The 16,566-nt window shown below is 67.3% G+C and carries 14 protein-coding genes; 11 read left to right on the top strand and 3 right to left on the bottom strand.

The window, feature by feature from the left end; genetic code table 11:
* Nucleotides 1-11 precede the first annotated feature (11 nt).
* The 6 genes from hisS to M8R19_RS23005 all read left to right on the top strand — a co-directional run bounded on the left by hisS (nucleotide 12) and on the right by M8R19_RS23005 (nucleotide 6,738).
* Entirely contained in the window at nucleotides 12-1,301 is a 1,290-nt protein-coding gene (gene hisS / locus M8R19_RS22980; protein WP_074978970.1) for a histidine--tRNA ligase, read from the top strand.
* A gap of 26 nt (nucleotides 1,302-1,327) precedes the next feature.
* A complete protein-coding gene (locus M8R19_RS22985; RefSeq protein ID WP_074978967.1) occupies nucleotides 1,328-1,972 on the top strand; it encodes a YfgM family protein in 645 nt (214 codons plus the stop codon).
* A gap of 1 nt (nucleotide 1,973) precedes the next feature.
* Complete coding sequence (gene bamB / locus M8R19_RS22990; protein WP_099049079.1) at nucleotides 1,974-3,116, top strand: outer membrane protein assembly factor BamB; 1,143 nt, start codon at nucleotides 1,974-1,976, stop codon at nucleotides 3,114-3,116.
* Between the two features lie 86 nt (nucleotides 3,117-3,202).
* The gene (der, locus tag M8R19_RS22995; RefSeq protein WP_064584189.1) at nucleotides 3,203-4,690 is read left to right on the top strand and encodes a ribosome biogenesis GTPase Der; all 1,488 of its coding nucleotides are present in this window, start codon (nucleotides 3,203-3,205) and stop codon (nucleotides 4,688-4,690) included.
* Nucleotides 4,691-4,807: 117 nt separating this feature from the next.
* Nucleotides 4,808-5,956: a pyridoxal phosphate-dependent aminotransferase gene (locus tag M8R19_RS23000; protein ID WP_249919011.1), complete on the top strand. Its 1,149-nt coding sequence runs from the start codon at nucleotides 4,808-4,810 to the stop codon at nucleotides 5,954-5,956.
* The gene (locus M8R19_RS23005; protein WP_249919012.1) at nucleotides 5,944-6,738 is read left to right on the top strand and encodes an amidohydrolase; all 795 of its coding nucleotides are present in this window, start codon (nucleotides 5,944-5,946) and stop codon (nucleotides 6,736-6,738) included. The genes M8R19_RS23000 and M8R19_RS23005 overlap by 13 nt, the downstream gene beginning before the upstream one ends.
* A 552-nt stretch (nucleotides 6,739-7,290) precedes the next feature.
* Here M8R19_RS23005 and M8R19_RS23010 read toward each other — a convergent pair.
* Nucleotides 7,291-8,220 (bottom strand): sulfotransferase, encoded by a 930-nt coding sequence (locus M8R19_RS23010; protein ID WP_249919013.1) that lies wholly within the window; start codon nucleotides 8,218-8,220, stop codon nucleotides 7,291-7,293.
* A 99-nt stretch (nucleotides 8,221-8,319) separates the two neighbouring features.
* Entirely contained in the window at nucleotides 8,320-9,273 is a 954-nt protein-coding gene (locus tag M8R19_RS23015; protein WP_116422913.1) for an aldo/keto reductase, read from the bottom strand.
* A gap of 343 nt (nucleotides 9,274-9,616) precedes the next feature.
* Here M8R19_RS23015 and dapA point away from each other — a divergent pair, with 343 nt between their 5' ends.
* Both dapA and M8R19_RS23025 read left to right on the top strand, forming a co-directional pair.
* A complete protein-coding gene (dapA, locus tag M8R19_RS23020; RefSeq protein WP_249919014.1) occupies nucleotides 9,617-10,483 on the top strand; it encodes a 4-hydroxy-tetrahydrodipicolinate synthase in 867 nt (288 codons plus the stop codon).
* Between the two features lie 65 nt (nucleotides 10,484-10,548).
* The gene (locus M8R19_RS23025) at nucleotides 10,549-10,884 is read left to right on the top strand and encodes a DUF5629 family protein (protein WP_249919015.1); all 336 of its coding nucleotides are present in this window, start codon (nucleotides 10,549-10,551) and stop codon (nucleotides 10,882-10,884) included.
* A 322-nt stretch (nucleotides 10,885-11,206) separates the two neighbouring features.
* On the opposite strand, the gene leuA is transcribed toward M8R19_RS23025, so the two are convergent.
* Entirely contained in the window at nucleotides 11,207-12,877 is a 1,671-nt protein-coding gene (leuA, locus tag M8R19_RS23030) for a 2-isopropylmalate synthase (protein WP_074978951.1), read from the bottom strand.
* Between the two features lie 404 nt (nucleotides 12,878-13,281).
* Between leuA and M8R19_RS23035 the strand changes: the two genes are divergently transcribed.
* The 3 genes from M8R19_RS23035 to M8R19_RS23045 all read left to right on the top strand — a co-directional run bounded on the left by M8R19_RS23035 (nucleotide 13,282) and on the right by M8R19_RS23045 (nucleotide 16,545).
* On the top strand, nucleotides 13,282-13,692 hold the full coding sequence (locus M8R19_RS23035) for a DUF2946 domain-containing protein (RefSeq protein WP_074979111.1): 411 nt from the start codon (nucleotides 13,282-13,284) through the stop codon (nucleotides 13,690-13,692).
* 98 nt (nucleotides 13,693-13,790) lie between these two features.
* Complete coding sequence (locus tag M8R19_RS23040; RefSeq protein WP_502942954.1) at nucleotides 13,791-15,914, top strand: TonB-dependent copper receptor; 2,124 nt, start codon at nucleotides 13,791-13,793, stop codon at nucleotides 15,912-15,914.
* 118 nt (nucleotides 15,915-16,032) lie between these two features.
* Nucleotides 16,033-16,545, top strand: coding sequence for a copper chaperone PCu(A)C (locus tag M8R19_RS23045; protein WP_249919017.1), 513 nt, complete (start codon nucleotides 16,033-16,035; stop codon nucleotides 16,543-16,545).
* Nucleotides 16,546-16,566 lie beyond the last annotated feature (21 nt).

The following is a 16,566-nucleotide window of genomic DNA, read 5'->3' on the forward strand; positions in this document are numbered from 1 at the left end:
AAGGACAACATGTGAGCAAGTCCCTGCAAGCCATTCGTGGCATGAACGACATCCTGCCGGACCAGACCCCGGTATGGCGCTACCTGGAAAACACCTTCGCCGGCCTGCTGGAAGAATACGGCTACAGCGAAATCCGCCTGCCGATCATGGAGTTCACCGAGCTCTTCGCCCGCGGCATCGGCGAAGGCACCGACGTGGTCGACAAGGAGATGTACACCTTCCTCGACCGCAACGAGGAGTCGCTGACGCTGCGCCCCGAAGGCACAGCGGGCACCGTGCGGGCCATGCTCGAACACGGTCTGACCGGCGGCGGCCAGGTGCAGAAGCTCTGGTATACCGGGCCGATGTTCCGCTACGAGAAGCCGCAGAAGGGCCGCTACCGCCAGTTCCACCAGATTGGCGTGGAAGTCTTCAACCTGCCGGGGCCGGACATCGACGCCGAGCTGATCATCCTCACCTGGCGCCTGTGGCAGAAGCTGGGCATGGCCGACGCCGTGACCCTGCAGCTCAACACCCTGGGCTCCAGCGAGGCCCGCGCGCGCTACCGCGAAGCGCTGGTGGCCTACCTGCAGGAACGCTTCGAGCAGCTCGACGAAGACAGTCAGCGGCGCATGACCACCAACCCGCTGCGCATCCTCGACAGCAAGGTGGAAAGCACCCAGGCGCTGCTGGTTGGCGCGCCGACCCTGCACGACTACCTGGACGAAGAGTCGATCGCCCACTTCGAGGGCCTGAAGGCCCGCCTGGACGCGGTCGGCCTGCGCTACGAGATCAACCAGAAGCTGGTGCGCGGCCTGGACTACTACTGCCGCACCGCCTTCGAATGGGTCACCGACAAGCTCGGCGCCCAGGGCACCGTCTGCGGCGGGGGCCGCTACGACGGCCTGGTCAGCCAGTTCGGCGGCAAGCCGACGCCGGGCGTGGGCTTCGCCATGGGCGTGGAACGCCTGGTGCTGCTGCTGGAGACCCTGGGCGTGGTGCCCGCCGAGCTGAAGCGCCCGGCCGACGTCTACGTCTGCGCCTTCGGCGAGCCGGCCGAACTGGCCGCCCTGAGCCTGGCCGAGAAGCTGCGCGACGCCGTTCCCGGCATCCGCCTGCTGCTCAACGCCGGCGCCGGCAGCTTCAAGAGCCAGTTCAAGAAGGCCGACAAGAGCGGTGCCCAATTCGCCCTGATCCTGGGTGACGACGAACTGGCCGCGCGCGTGGTAGGTTTCAAGCCCCTGCGTGGCGAGGGTGAGCAACAGAACATAGCCTGGGAGGCTCTGCCCGAGCACCTGGCAGCCTGCATCCAGCGGGCCTGAGAATCGAGCGGATTAGGAGTATTGGGGTGACCACGCGTACCGAAGAAGAACAACTGGCGGATCTCAAGGACTGGTGGCAGCGCAACGGCATGCCCCTGCTCACCGGGGCCGCCCTGGCGCTGGTGGTGGTGTTCGGCTGGCAGGCCTGGAAGAAGTACCAGGCCAACCAGTCGCAGAACGCCTCCATCCTCTACCAGCAACTGGTCGAAGCCTCGCTGACGCCCTCCGGCCAGCCGGACACCGCGCGCGTCGCCGAGCTGGCCAACAAGCTGACCAGCGAGTACGGCGGTACCCACTACGCCCAGTACGGCCGCCTGTTCGTCGCCAAGGTGGCGGTGGACGCCGGCAAGCTGGACGATGCCGCCAGCGAGCTGAAATCCGTGGTCGACAAGCCGGTTGACGCCACCCTCGGCGAGCTGGCCCGCCAGCGCCTGGCCCGTGTCCTGGCTGCCCAGGGCAAGGCCGAGGACGGCCTGAAGCTGCTCGAAGGCGACGCCGACAAGGCCTACCTCTCCAGCCGCGAAGAACTCAAGGGCGACCTGCTGGTGCAGCTCAAGCGCACCGACGACGCCCGCAGCGCCTACGAGAAGGCCAAGGCCGCCCTGCCCGAAGAGGCCGCCGCTGGCGCCCTGCAGGTGAAACTCGACGACCTCGCCAAGGGAGGTGCCTGACATGCTGCGCTGGAAACATGCGGCGCTGCTGGCGCTGACCCTGCTCGCGGTCGGTTGCAGCAGCAACAGCAAGAAGGAACTGCCGCCGGCGGAACTCACCGACTTCAAGGAAGAGGTGCGCCTGGACAAGCAGTGGAGCCGCTCGGTCGGTGACGGCCAGGGCGACCTCTACGAACTGCTGCAGCCGGCCGTGGACGGTTCCAGCATCTATGCCGCTTCCGCCGAAGGCCGCGTCATGGCCATGCAGCGCGAGAACGGCGACGTGCTCTGGAAACAGGACCTCGACCTGCCGATCTCCGGCGGTGTCGGCGTCGGTGGCGGCCTGGTGCTGGTCGGCACCCTGAAGGGCGACGTCATCGCCCTGAATGCCGCCAACGGCGAGCAGAAGTGGCGTACCCGCGTGCCCAGCGAAGTGCTGGCGGCGCCGGCCACCGACGGCGACGTGGTGATCGTGCAGACCCAGGACGACAAGCTGATCGCCCTCGACGCCAGCACCGGCAACCAGCGCTGGGTGTACGAGAACACCGTGCCCGTGCTGACCCTGCGCGGCACCGGCGCCCCCATCATCGCCGGGCGCATGGCCATCGCCGGCCTGGCCAGCGGCAAGGTGGTGGCGGTGGACGTGCAGCGTGGCCTGCCGATCTGGGAAACCCGCGTCGCCGTGCCCCAGGGCCGTTCCGAACTGGACCGCGTGGTGGACATCGACGGCGGCCTGACCCTGGTCGACAACGTGATCTACGTTGCCAGCTACCAGGGCCGCGCCGCCGCCCTCGACCTGGCCAGCGGCCGGGTGATCTGGCAGCGCGAGGCCTCCAGCTACGCCGGCGTCGCCGAAGGCATCGGCAGCGTCTACGTCAGCGATGCCAGCGGCACCGTGGAAGCCCTGGACGGCCGCAGCTCGTCCTCGCTGTGGAGCAACGACGCCCTGGCGCGCCGCCAACTGTCGGCCCCGGCGGTGTTTTCCAGCAACGTGGTGGTGGGCGACCTGGAAGGCTACGTGCACCTGCTGAGCCAGGTGGACGGCCGCTTCGTCGGCCGCGAGAAGGTCGACGGCGACGGCGTGCGCGTGCGCCCGCTGGTGGTCGACCGGTGGATGTACGTGTACGGCAACAGCGGAAAGCTGGTCGCCTTCACCATTCGCTAAGCTATGTTCTACCTGCCGGCCGCTGTTGGATGACGACAGCGGCCGGCGTGTTTTTTACGAATTCCTGAAATTTCCTGGAGAGCCGCATGGTTCCCGTAATCGCCCTGGTGGGCCGCCCGAACGTCGGCAAGTCCACCCTGTTCAACCGCCTGACCAAGACTCGCGACGCCATCGTCGCCGAGTACGCCGGCCTGACCCGCGACCGCCAGTACGGCGAGGCCAAGTGGCAGGGCAAGAAATTCATCGTCATCGATACCGGCGGCATCACCGGTGACGAGGAAGGCATCGACGCCAAGATGGCCGAGCAGTCGATGCAGGCGATCGAGGAAGCCGATGCGGTGCTCTTCATGGTCGACGCGCGCGCGGGCCTGACCGCCGCCGACGAGATGATCGCCGAGCACCTGCGCAAGCGGAACAAGCGCAGCTACCTGGTGGCCAACAAGATCGACACCGTCGATCCGGACATCGCCCGCGCCGAATTCAGCCCGCTGGGCCTGGGTGACGCCCTGACCATCGCCGCCGCCCATGGCCGCGGCATCACCCACATGCTGCAGACGGCCCTGGGCGAGATGTTCCAGCCCGAGCCCGAGGCGCCGGAAGACAACGACCTGCCGGACGAGCTGGAAGAGGTCGCCGAGGGCGAGGAAGCCAAGCGCATCCCCGGCCCGAGCGAGAAGGATGGCATCAAGATCGCCATCATCGGCCGCCCCAACGTCGGCAAGTCGACCCTGGTCAACCGCATGCTCGGCGAGGAGCGGGTTATCGTCTATGACCAGGCCGGCACCACCCGCGACAGCATCTACATCCCCTTCGAGCGCAACGAAGAGAAGTACACCCTGATCGACACCGCCGGCGTGCGCCGCCGCGGCAAGATCTTCGAGGCGGTGGAGAAGTTCTCGGTGGTGAAGACCCTCCAGGCCATCCAGGACGCCAACGTGGTGATCTTCGTGATGGACGCCCGCGAGGGCGTGGTCGAGCACGACCTCAACCTGCTCGGCTTCGTGCTGGAGACCGGCCGCGCGCTGGTCATCGCGCTGAACAAGTGGGACGGCATGGAGTCGGGCGAGCGCGACTACGTCAAGACCGAGCTGGAGCGCCGCCTGCTGTTCGTCGACTTCGCCGACATCCACTTCATCTCGGCGCTGCATGGCACCGGCGTGGGCCACCTGTACAAGTCGGTGCAGGAGTCGTTCCGCTCCGCCGTGACCCGCTGGCCGACCAGCAAGCTGACGCAGATCCTCGAGGACGCGGTGCAGACGCACCAGCCGCCGATGGTCAACGGCCGCCGCATCAAGCTGCGCTACGCCCACCTGGGCGGCGCCAACCCGCCGCTGATCGTGGTCCACGGCAACCAGACCGAAGCGGTGCCCAAGGCCTACACCCGCTACCTGGAGAAGACCTACCGGCGCGTGCTGAAGCTGGTCGGTACGCCGATCCGCATCGAATACAAGGGCGGCGACAACCCCTTCGAAGGCAAGAAGACCCAGCTCACCGAGCGCCAGGTCAACAAGAAGCGCCGGCTGATGTCGCACCACAAGAAGGCCGAGAAGAAGAAAAAAGACAAGAAGCGTTGAAAGCCGAAAAGAGCGCTGGAGGCTGGAAGGCTGGACGAGCGAGAATCCTCCGGCGCTCTGTATTTCGTTTAGCCTCAAGCTTTCAGCGCTCTTAATCGGCTTTTATTAGGAACCGCTATGCTCGCCAGCAAGTTGCCCAACGTCGGCACCACCATCTTCACCCGCATGTCGCAGCTCGCCGCCGAGTGCGGCGCGCTCAACCTGTCCCAGGGCTTCCCCGACTTCGACGGCCCCGCCGCCCTGCGCGAAGCCGTGGCCCGCCACGTCATGGCCGGGCACAACCAGTACTGCCCGATGACCGGCCTGCCGGCGCTGCGCGAGCAGGTGGCGGCCAAGGTCGCCGCCTTCTACGGGCGCAACGTCAGCGCCGACGCCGAGGTGACCATCACTCCCGGCGCCACCGAGGCGATCTTCTGCGCGGTGCAGGCGCTGATCCGCCCCGGCGACGAGGCCATCGTCCTCGACCCCTGCTACGACAGCTACGAACCCTCGGTGGAACTGGCCGGCGGCCGCTGCGTGCACGTGCCGCTGAACCTGCCGGACTTCCGCATCGACTGGCAGCGCCTGGCCGACGCCATCACCCCGCGCACCCGCCTGATCTTCCTCAACAGCCCGCACAACCCCAGCGGCGCGCTGATCGACCGCGCCGACCTGGACCGCCTGGCGGCGCTGATCCGCGAGCGCGAGATCTACGTCATCAGCGACGAGGTCTACGAACACCTGATCTACGACGGCGTGCAGCACGCCAGCGTGCTGGCCCACGACGAGCTCTACGCCCGCGCCTTCGTGGTCAGCTCCTTCGGCAAGACCTACCACGTCACCGGCTGGAAGACCGGCTACGTGGTGGCGCCGCAGGCTTTGTCGGCGGAGATGCGCAAGATCCACCAGTACGTGAACTTCTGCGGCGTCACCCCGCTGCAGTGGGCGCTGGCCGACTTCATGGCCGCGCACCCCGAGTATCTGCGCGAGCTGCCGGGTTTCTACCAGGCCAAGCGCGACCTGTTCTGCGACCTGCTGAGCGGCTCGCGCTTCAGCTTCCAGCGCGCTGCCGGCACCTACTTCCAGGTGGTCGACTACTCGGCGATCCGCCCGGACCTGGACGACGTCGCCATGGCCGAGTGGCTGACCCGCGAACACGGCGTGGCGGCCATCCCGGTCTCGGTGTTCTACCAGCAGGCCCCGGCGGACATGCGCCTGGTGCGCTTCTGCTTCGCCAAGAAAGAGGAGACGCTGCGCCAGGCGGCGGACAAGCTATGCGCGATCTGAGCCAACTGCCCGACCTGAACCTGGCCCTGGTGCAGACCACCCTGGCCTGGCACGACGCGCCGGCCAACCGCGCGCACTTCGACGCGCTGCTGGAACAGGCCCGCGGCGCCGACATCGTCATCCTCCCGGAGATGTTCACCACCGGCTTCTCCATGGATTCCGAGGTCCTGGCCGAGGCGGAGGAAGGCGAGACCTACGCCTGGCTGCGCCACCAGGCCGCGCGCCTGGACGCGGTGGTGACCGGCAGTGTGATCGTCCGCGCCGCCGACGGCAGCCACCGCAACCGCCTGCTCTGGGCCCGCCCGGACGGCGAAATCCTCTACTACGACAAGCGCCACCTGTTCCGTATGGCCGGCGAGCACAAGCACTACACGCCGGGCGAGCGCCAGGTGTTGCTGGAGTGGAAGGGCTGGCGGGTGCGCCCGCTGGTCTGCTACGACCTGCGCTTCCCGGCCTGGAGCCGCGATGCCCAGGACACCGACCTGCTGCTCTACACCGCCAACTGGCCGGCCGCCCGGCGCTTGCACTGGAACCGCCTGCTACCGGCCCGGGCCATCGAGAACCTGTGCTACGTGGCGGCGGTGAACCGCGTGGGCGAGGACGGCAAGGGCCACGCCTATGCCGGCGACAGCCAGGTGCTGGACTTCCAGGGCGAAACGCTGCTGGAAGCGGCCAACGGCGACGGCGTGTTCCACGCCAGCCTCTCGGCCCAGGCGCTGGCCGCCTACCGCGAACGCTTCCCGGCCTACCTCGACGCCGACCACTTCGTCATCGAGCCCTGAGGCTGTAGGCACGCTTTTCGTAGGATGGTGTTGAGCGAAGCGATACCCATCGCGGATAAATCCGCTCCTACGCTCTGGTCCGGAATGGACCCTGCCCGCGAATCGCGCGCAGGGCGCGCTCCTACAGGTTGATGCCGAACCTTGCGCCCATGCCGGACAGCCCCCTCTCCCGCTTGCGGGAGAGGATTGGGGAGAGGGAGCGGAGTAACCCACAACACAGTTGTCGCCGGTAAGCACCGTTCGCGAGCAAGCCCGTTCCTACATGGAAATGGCATGGTCGGGCAGTATCGTAGGAGCGGATCCCATCCGCGAATCGCGCCGGGACCTCCGGCCATCGCGGACAAGGTCCGCTCCTACCGCATGAGCGAGCATGGCTTTTCGTAGGATGGTGTTGAGCGAAGCGATACCCATCACCGCAACCGCATGGGTTTCGCAAGCTCAACCCATCCTACGAAGAGCGCCCCGGTGCGGCCTGCAAGACAGTTGCTCCTACAGGCGGAATGCCATGCCTCGCGCCCCTGTAGGAGCGGACTCCGTCCGCGATTCGAACCGTCAGGACGCCGCCAGCAACCCCTCGATACGCCGATGCAGGTTGCCCAGCGGCGTGAAGTGCGCCGGATCGATGTGGTTGGAATTCTGCTCCAGCTGCACCAGGCGCATGCCTCCGGCGACCTGCCCGCGCAGTTCCTCGTAGGCGGCGATGACCTCTTCCGCCAGGGCGCGGGCGTGCTCCGGCACCTGATCCAGGCTGTAGCGCCTGACGCGGGCGTTGTCGTAGTAGCCGGCGGCCTCGCCCAGGTCGACGCCCAGCCATGCGCCGGTGTCGCGCAGCACCGCCTCGCCGAGGTCCTCGTGGAACACCGCCCTGACCGAGGGCAGGTTGCGCAGGAAGCGGATGTACAGCGCCATCACCTGCAGGAAGCTCTTGAGCACCGTGTCGTAGCCGGCCGCCTCGTCGCCGTTCAGTTCGGCCAGGCCGCGGGTCGACATGAGCACGTCGATGGGGTTGCGGAAGGTGAAGACGTAGTGCGAACGGTAGAAATGCCGGCAATGGAATTCGAACAGCTGTTGGCAGGTACGCGCGGCCTCGTGGGGATTGACCACGATCTTGCTGCCGACGTAGCGGTAGTGCCGGGCTAGCCGGGCCAGGTAGTGGTGCCAGGGGGCGTCCTGGTCGAACAGCGGCGGGCAGAAGCTGCTCTTGTTCTCCTGGTTGCCCCAGGACCTGTGCATGGCGTTGTAGCGCGCGGCAAAGTCCGGGGTGCCCGGGTCGTCCTGCAGCGCCGGTTCGCCGAGGAGGAATATCTCCGGCGAGCTGTTCAGGGCGTTCTGGAAGACGGTGGTGCCGCTGCGCGCCGTGCCGATGACGAACAGGCCACGGTCGTCTGGCACCGCGATGTCGGCGGTTTCCGCCAGGAACGATTCCTCGCGCTGTGGGTTGGACTTCAGAACCTGCCAGAGGCGTTGCGGCGTGGACAGCATTCTCTGCTCCGTTTTTCTTCTTGTCGGGGGAGACGCGCAGCAGAGAGTACGGGGCCATGGGAGGCCGCGGCAAGTCTCCGCGGCCACCCGGCGGGCGCCTCAATAGGCGCTCGCCGCATCCAGCCGGTGGATATCCTCCTGGCTCAATTGCAGCCGTGTCGCCGCGACCAGGTCCGGCAACTGCTCCAGGTTGGAGGCGCTGGCGATGGGCGCGGTGATGCCCGGGCGGGCGATCAGCCAGGCCAGGGCCACCTGGGCCGGGGTGGCGTCGTATTCCTCTGCCACTTCGTCCAGGGCCACGAGGATGGTCACGCCGCGCTCGTTCAGGTAGCCCTTGACCTTGTCCGCCCGCGCCGGGCTCTTGTCCAGGTCGGCTTCGCTGCGGTACTTGCCGCTGAGGAAGCCGCCGGCCAGGCCATAGTAGGGGATGACGCCGATGCCCAGTTCGCGCACCGTCGGTTCCAGGCGCGTCTCGTAGTCGGCGCGGTCGTAGAGGTTGTAGTTCGGCTGCAGGCTCTGGTAGCTGGGCATGTGCAGGTGCTCGGCCACTTCGCGGGCTTCGCGCAGGCGCCGGCCGTCGTAGTTGGAGGCGCCGATGACGCGCACCTTGCCCTTTTTAACCAGCTCGGCGTAGGCACCGAGGGTTTCCTCCAGGGAGGTGTGGGTGTCGTCGCAGTGGGACTGGTAGAGGTCGATGTAGTCGGTCTGAAGGCGCTGCAACGAGTGCTCCACGGCCTGTTCGATGTAGGCCGCGGAAAGGCCCTTGTGGCCGTTGCCCATGTCCATGCCGACCTTGGTGGCGATGATCATCCTGCTGCGGTTGCCGCGCTGCTTCATCCACTTGCCGATGATGGCCTCGGACTCGCCGCCCTTGTGCCCGGGCACCCAGCGCGAGTATACGTCGGCGGTGTCGATGCAGTTCAGCCCGGCGTCCAGCAGGGCGTCGAGCAGGCGGAAGGAGGTCGCCTCGTCGGCGCTCCAGCCGAAGACGTTGCCGCCGAACACCAGCGGCGGAATGGCCAGCCCGGAGCGGCCCAGTTCGCGAGAGTTCACCTGTCACTTCTCCATACTGCGGTGTGGTTGAACCAGCATAGACCCTAGGAGAAGGTTGACAGCCAAGTCCGACGTTGAGCATATTCGGTGCCTGATTCGCGCAACGGACTTCCCATGTTCGCCAACTCCGACCACTCGCTGCCGCTCCCGGGCTCTTTCGCCCCGGCCTGCACGTGCGTCGCCGTTGCCAAGAAATCGAAGAAACAGTCGCTCATTTGACCGGGGCGCGCTGTCCCGTCAGATGGGCTGACAGGACAACCAGGCGCCAGGTCGATCTTCCCCCGCTTGCATCCCGCACCCTCCCTGACGGCGACCAGACGGTCAGCCACAAGGAGTTTTTCGCATGTCTACGTTTCGTGGGATCTGGGTGGCCCTGGCCACGCCCTTCCGTGCCGGGGAAATCGACTTCGCCGCCCTGCGCGGCCTGGTGGGCAGGTTGCTGGAGGACGGCGTCGCCGGCTTCGTGGTCTGCGGCACCACCGGCGAGGCCGCCGCGCTCAGCCATGAGGAGCAACTGGCGGTGCTCGACGCCGTGCTGCAGTGGGTGCCGCCGCAGCAGGTGATCATGGGCCTGGCCGGCAACAACCTGCGCGAGTTGCTGGCCTTCCAGCAGGAAATCCAGCGCCGCCCCGTGGCTGGCCTGCTGGTGCCGGCGCCTTACTACATCCGCCCGTCGCAGCAGGGCCTGGAGGCGTTCTTCCAGACCGTGGCCGACGCCGCCAGCGTGCCCGTGGTGCTCTACGACATTCCCTACCGCACCGGCGTGCGCATCGAGCGCGAGACCCTGCGGCGCATCGTCCGCCACCCGCGCATCGTCGCGATCAAGGACTGCAGCGGCGACTTCGAGACCACCCTGGCGCTGATCGCCGACGGCGACGTCGAAGTGCTGGCCGGCGAGGATCTGCAGATCTTCGCCAACCTGTGCCTGGGCGGCGCCGGGGCCATCTCCGCGTCCGCCCACGTGCGCGCCGACCTCTACGTGCGCATGCAGCGCCAGGCGGAGGCGGGCGACCTGGCCGGCGCGCGGAGCACCTTCCTGCGCCTGCTGCCGTGGATGCAGGCTGCCTTCGTCGAGCCCAACCCGGCACCGCTGAAGGCCGCCCTGGCGTTGCAGGGGCTGATCGCCGACGAACTGCGCGAGCCCATGCAGCCCTGCTCGGCGGCCACCGTCGAGCGTCTGCGCGGCGTGCTGGCTGCACTGGCCGACTAGGCGGGGAGGGCCGCCGGCGGGGCTTTGCTCTATGATGGCGGCCTGTCTCACCGGGAATACGAAAAATGTCCGAAGAAACCCTCTATCTGCTGGACCAGCTCGAACTGACCGACATGCTCGAACTGGACGGCCTGCACGCCTGGGAATTCAGCCTCGACGAAGACCTGCTGGACCGCGCCGAGATCGCCGCCGAAGCCGGCCAGGCCTTCGCCAGCGAAGACGTGGTGCTGCGCGTGGAGGTGGTCGACGGCCGCGACAAGCGGCGCTGGCAGTTCACCTACAACGAGGTGATGGAAGCCCGGTACGAGGCCAGCGACGACAGCTGGACGCTGCAATCCAACGGCAGCGAGCACCGCCTGCGCTGCCTGGGCGCGGTGAGCGCCAGCGGCGACGACGAGTAGGCATGGCGTCTCCCTGTAGGAGCGGGCCCTGCCCGCGATATCGCGCGCAGGGCGCGCTCCTACAGGGGGATGGCGTAGGCGCGGATCTTATCCGCGATCCGCGCCGAGATGCCCGGCTATCGCGGACAAGGTCCTACGTAGCAGGTGAGCACGGCTTCTCGTAGGAGCGAGCTTGCTCGCGAACCGCATGGCACAGCCTTTGTTCGCGAGCAAGCTCGCTCCTACGAAGGGCACCTCGGCGCAGTCGGCAAAACAGTTGCTTGCCTGGCCGAGCAGGCGAAAAAAGGGGCCCGAAGGCCCCTTTTTCACATCACCGGTGAACTCAGGCGGCTTTCGCCTGGCCCAGGGTCACGGCGCGGTTCAGCGCGCTGAACAGGGCGCGGAAGCTGGCGGTGGTGATGTTCTCGTCGATGCCGATGCCGTGCAGCGAGCGGCCGCCTTCGACGCGCAGCTCGATGTAGGCTGCCGCGCGGGCGTTGGTGCCGGCGCCGATGGCGTGCTCGTTGTAGTCCATGATCTCGACGTCCACCGGCAGCGCGGCGACCAGGGCTTCCAGGGTGCCCTTGCCCTTGCCGTGCCAGCGGTGCTGCTCGCCCTTGTGGGTGACGTCGATGTCGATGGCGCAGATGCCGTTCTCTTCCTGCAGGCGGTAGTTCTTCAGGCCGAACGGCGAGACGGCTTGCAGGTACTCGCTCTGCAGCAGGTTGTAGATCTGCTCGGCGGTCATTTCCAGGCCGAGACGGTCGGTCTCGTTCTGCACCACCTGGCTGAACTCGATCTGCATGCGGCGCGGCAGGCTGATGCCGTATTCCTGTTCGAGCAGGAAGGTGATGCCGCCTTTGCCCGACTGGCTGTTGACGCGGATGACCGCCTCGTAGCTGCGGCCGATGTCGGCCGGGTCGATCGGCAGGTAGGGCACTTCCCACACGGCGTCGTCCTTCTGCTGGGCGAAGCCCTTGCGGATGGCGTCCTGGTGGGAGCCGGAGAAGGCAGTGTGGACCAGGTCGCCGACGTAGGGGTGACGCGGGTGCACCGGAATCTGGTTGCACTCTTCCACCACCTTGCGCACGGCGTCGATGTCGGAGAAGTCCAGCCCCGGGTTGATGCCCTGGGTGTACATGTTCAGCGCCATGGTCACCAGGCAGAGGTTGCCAGTGCGCTCGCCGTTGCCGAACAGGCAGCCTTCCACGCGGTCGGCGCCGGCCATCAGCGCCAGCTCCGAGGCGGCCACGCCGGTGCCGCGGTCGTTGTGGGTGTGCAGGCTGATGATCACGCTGTCGCGCTTGTCGATGTGGCGGCCGAACCACTCGATCTGGTCGGCGTAGTTGTTCGGCGTGGCGCACTCGACGGTGGCCGGCAGGTTGAGGATCAGGCGGTTGGCCGGGGTCGGCTGGAACACGTCGATCACCGCGTTGCACACCTCGACGGCGAAGTCGGTCTCGGTGGAGCTGAACACCTCGGGGGAGTACTCGAAGCCCCACTGGGTTTCCGGCGCGGCGGCGGCCAGGCGCTTGATGGTCTTGCCGGCGGCGATGGCGATCTGCTTGACGCCTTCCTTGTCCTGGTTGAAGACGATCTTGCGGAAGCTTGGCGCGCAGGCGTTGTAGTAGTGCACGATGGCGCGTTTGGCGCCCTTCAGCGACTCGAAGGTGCGCTCGATGAGGTCGTCGCGGGCCTGGGTCAGCACCTGGATGGTGACGTCATCGGGAATGTGGCCGCCCTCGATCAGCTCGCGGACGAAGTCGAAGTCGGTCTGCGAGGCGGACGGGAAGCCCACTTCGATTTCCTTCAGGCCCACCTGCACCAGGCACTTGAAGAAGCGCATCTTCTTCTCGGCGTCCATCGGCTCGATCAGCGACTGGTTGCCGTCGCGCAGGTCGGTGCTCAGCCAGATCGGCGCCTGGTCGATGATCTTGTCCGGCCAGGTGCGGTCGGGCAGGGTGATCGGGGTGAAGGGACGGTATTTCTTCGACGGGTCTTTGAGCATGGTCATGGGCGGAATCCTTGTTCTTCCGGGCCAGCGGCGGCCCTGCGCGGTAGAAAGATGAAGAGGTGAAGCCGGGAAACGGATTCAGCCACGCAGTTGCGGGCTGACCAGGCGCAGGCAGGCGTGTTGGCGAAGCAGGATGAGGGTGTGTGCGGTTTTCATAGCGCCCACCCTAGTGCGCTTTGGGGGTGGATGGCAAGCATTGTGGAAAAATTGGTATTAATCGTCGATCAATAAAGCTAAACGAGATTTTCTGCTCGTATGTGAGCTTTATTGCGCAAGGAATTGCGAAGCGCTTTTTCTGCTTTACTCTCCGATGCGTCTCCATGCCGCACAGCATTGAGCCATCGGCGAATTGCGCCCATCGGCTCGGCAGGGTAAAACGCCGCCAATCGATTCGGGGACTTCCAGTGACAGGTCGCAGACGGCGAGGCACAGGACAAGGCACGGGCATCTGGCTGGCGCTCTTCGCCATGCTGATGATCCACCTCGGCCCGCTGCTGTCGCAGTCCATGCCCATGGATCACCCCATGCCGGCCATGGCCGGGATGGAGGACATGGCCTGCTCCGAACAGATGCGCGGCGGCCACCATGGCTCCGATGCCGCGCAGCAGGGCTTCTCCGCCGACCACTTCATGGAGAAGTGCGGCTACTGCGGCCTGCTGCTCCACAGCCCGGCCCTGCAAACCCCACGCCTGGCGCTCTCCGCCGACCTGCCCGGGGCTGCCCCGGCGCCCCAGGTCGTCATCGAACAATCCATCCCGCCTTCGCCGATCTTCCCCGGCGCCCGTTCGCGCGCGCCACCGTCCATGACCGCCTGACCTTTCTTTCGCCGTAGCCAGCGCAAGTGCCATCGCGCAGAGGAACCTTCCTCCGTGCGCGTCCGCCGCGCCTGGCCAGAAGAACATCGTCATCGATCATGGAATTTCGCATGTCCAGACTCTTCCTGCGCGGGCGCGTTCGCCCGGCGCGCCTGCGCACCCTTTGCGCACTCACCGCCCTCGGCGGCATCGTCGGCCTGACCCCGTCCGTACGCGCCGACGAGACCGACGACCCACACGCCGGCCACCACGCCATCGAACTGCAACCCAGTGTCATCACCGCGGTGGCGCAGAGTTCGCCGCTGACCGTGGTCACCGACCCGAAGCAGGCGCGCCAGCCGATCCCGGCCAGCGACGGCGCCGACTACCTGAAGACCATCCCCGGCTTCTCCGCCATCCGCAACGGCGGCAGCAATGGCGACCCGGTGCTGCGCGGCATGTTCGGCTCGCGGCTGAACATCCTCACCAACGGCGGCGTGATGCTCGGCGCCTGCCCGGCGCGGATGGACGCGCCCACTTCCTATATATCGCCGGAGACCTACGATCGGCTCACCGTGGTCAAGGGCCCGGAAACCGTGATCTGGGGCCCCGGCGCCTCGGCCGGGACCATCCGCTTCGACCGCGAGCCGGAGCGCTTCGGCGAACTGGGCACGCGGATAAACGGCAGCCTGGTGGCCGGCTCCAACGGCCGCTTCGACCGAGTGCTGGACGCCGCCGCCGGCGGCCCCGAGGGTTACCTGCGCTTCACCGGCAACCGCTCGCAGTCCGACGACTACGAGGACGGCGGCGGCAACACCGTGCCCTCGCGCTGGAACAAGTGGAACGGCGACGTCGCCCTGGGCTGGACGCCGGACGCCGACACCCTGGTCGAGCTGACCGCCGGCAAGGGCGACGGCGAGGCGCGCTACGCCGGGCGCGGCATGGACGGCTCGCAGTTCAAGCGCGAGAGCCTGGGCCTGCGCTTCGAGAAGTCCAACCTCGGCGGCGTGCTCGACAAGCTGGAGGCGCAGGTCTACTACAACTACGCCGACCACGTGATGGACAACTACAGCCTGCGCACGCCCTCGGGCACCGGCATGATGGCCGGGCCCATGGCCTCCAACGTCGACCGCCGCACCCTCGGCGGGCGCCTGGCGGCCACCTGGCGCTGGGACGACTTCAAGCTGATCTCCGGCGTCGACGCCCAGAGCAGCGAACACCGCCAGCGCAGCGCCATGGGCATCGGCGCCTACGACGAAGTGCCGTGGAACAAGGACGCGGTCTTCCACGACTACGGCGCCTTCGGCGAGCTGACCTGGTATGCCGCCGAGCGCGACCGGGTGATCGCCGGCGCGCGGCTGGACCGCGCCTCGGCCAAGGACTACCGGCAGACCACCGGCTCGGGAATGACGACGCGGCCCAACCCCACGGCCGACGACACCCGCGCCGACACCCTGCCCAGCGGCTTCCTGCGCTACGAGCACGACCTGGCCGACTCGCCCACCACGCTCTACGCCGGCCTCGGCCACGTGCAGCGCTTCCCCGACTATTGGGAGCTGTTTTCCCCCAACATGGGCCCGGCCGGCTCGGCCAACGCCTTCGACGCCATCAAGCCGGAGAAGACCACCCAGCTCGACTTCGGCGCCCAGTACGAGGGCGAGAAGCTCAAGGCCTGGGCTTCGGGCTACGTCGGCGAGATCCGCGACTACATCCTGTTCACCTACACCAGCGGCGGCATGATGGGTGCAACGTCCCAGGCGACCAACGTGGACGCCCGCATCATGGGCGGCGAGCTGGGCGCGGCCTACCAGCTGGCGCCGAACTGGAAGACCGACGCCACCCTGGCCTACGCCTGGGGCAAGAACACCAGCGACGACCGCGCGCTGCCGCAGATGCCGCCGCTGGAAACCCGCCTGGGCCTGACCTACGAGCAGGGCGACTGGAGCGCCGGCGCCCTGTGGCGCCTGGTGGCGAAGCAGGGGCGGGTGGCCGAGGGGCAGGGCAACGTGGTCGGCAAGGACTTCGACGAGAGCGCCGGCTTCGGCGTCTTCTCGCTCAACGCCGCCTACCGCGTGAACAAGCACTTCAAGGTCAGCACCGGCGTCGACAACCTGTTCGACAAGGACTACGCCGAGCACCTCAACCTCGCCGGCAACGCCGGCTTCGGCTACCCGGCGAACGATCCCCAGGCGATCCGCGAACCGGGCCGTACGCTCTGGACCAAGGTGGACTTCAGCTTCTGAGCCCCCGGCGGCCGCGGCCGCCGGTATGAGCGGGGGCGCCCAGCAGCTATGCTGACCGAGCCCCCTACGAAGCCGCCCGCTCGACGGGCGGCCCATGAGATCGTTAGGAGTTTCCAACATGCGCAAGACCCTCCTGGCCCTGGCGGCCATGCTGTCCTTCTCCACTCCGCTGCTGGCCCACGAATACAAGGCCGGCGACCTCGACGTCGAGCACCCCTGGTCGCTGCTGCTGCCGGCCAACTCGGAGAACGGCGCGGCCTATTTCGTCGTGCACAACCACGGCAAGGCGGCCGACCGCCTGCTCGGCGCCGACACTGAGCGCGCGGCCAGCGCCGAGGTCCACGAGCACCAGATGAAGGACGGCATGATGAAGATGCAGAAGGTCGACGGCGTGGACATCCCCGCCGGCGGCACCGTCACCTTCGCCCCGGGCCACTACCACCTGATGCTGTTCGGCCTGAAGAAGCCGCTGGCCGACGGCGAGCGCTTCCCCGTGACCCTGCACTTCCAGCAGGCCGGCGACCTCAAGGTCGAGGTACAGGTGCAGAAACAGGCGCCCGAGGCCGGTGAGCACGGCATGTCCGGCCACGATATGTCGGGCCACGACATGCCCGGGATGAAGATGAACTGACCGTCCGGCCGGCCGCGCGCC

Source organism: Pseudomonas sp. R3.Fl, assembly GCF_023516765.1.
In the GTDB taxonomy this organism is placed as follows: domain Bacteria; phylum Pseudomonadota; class Gammaproteobacteria; order Pseudomonadales; family Pseudomonadaceae; genus Pseudomonas; species Pseudomonas citronellolis.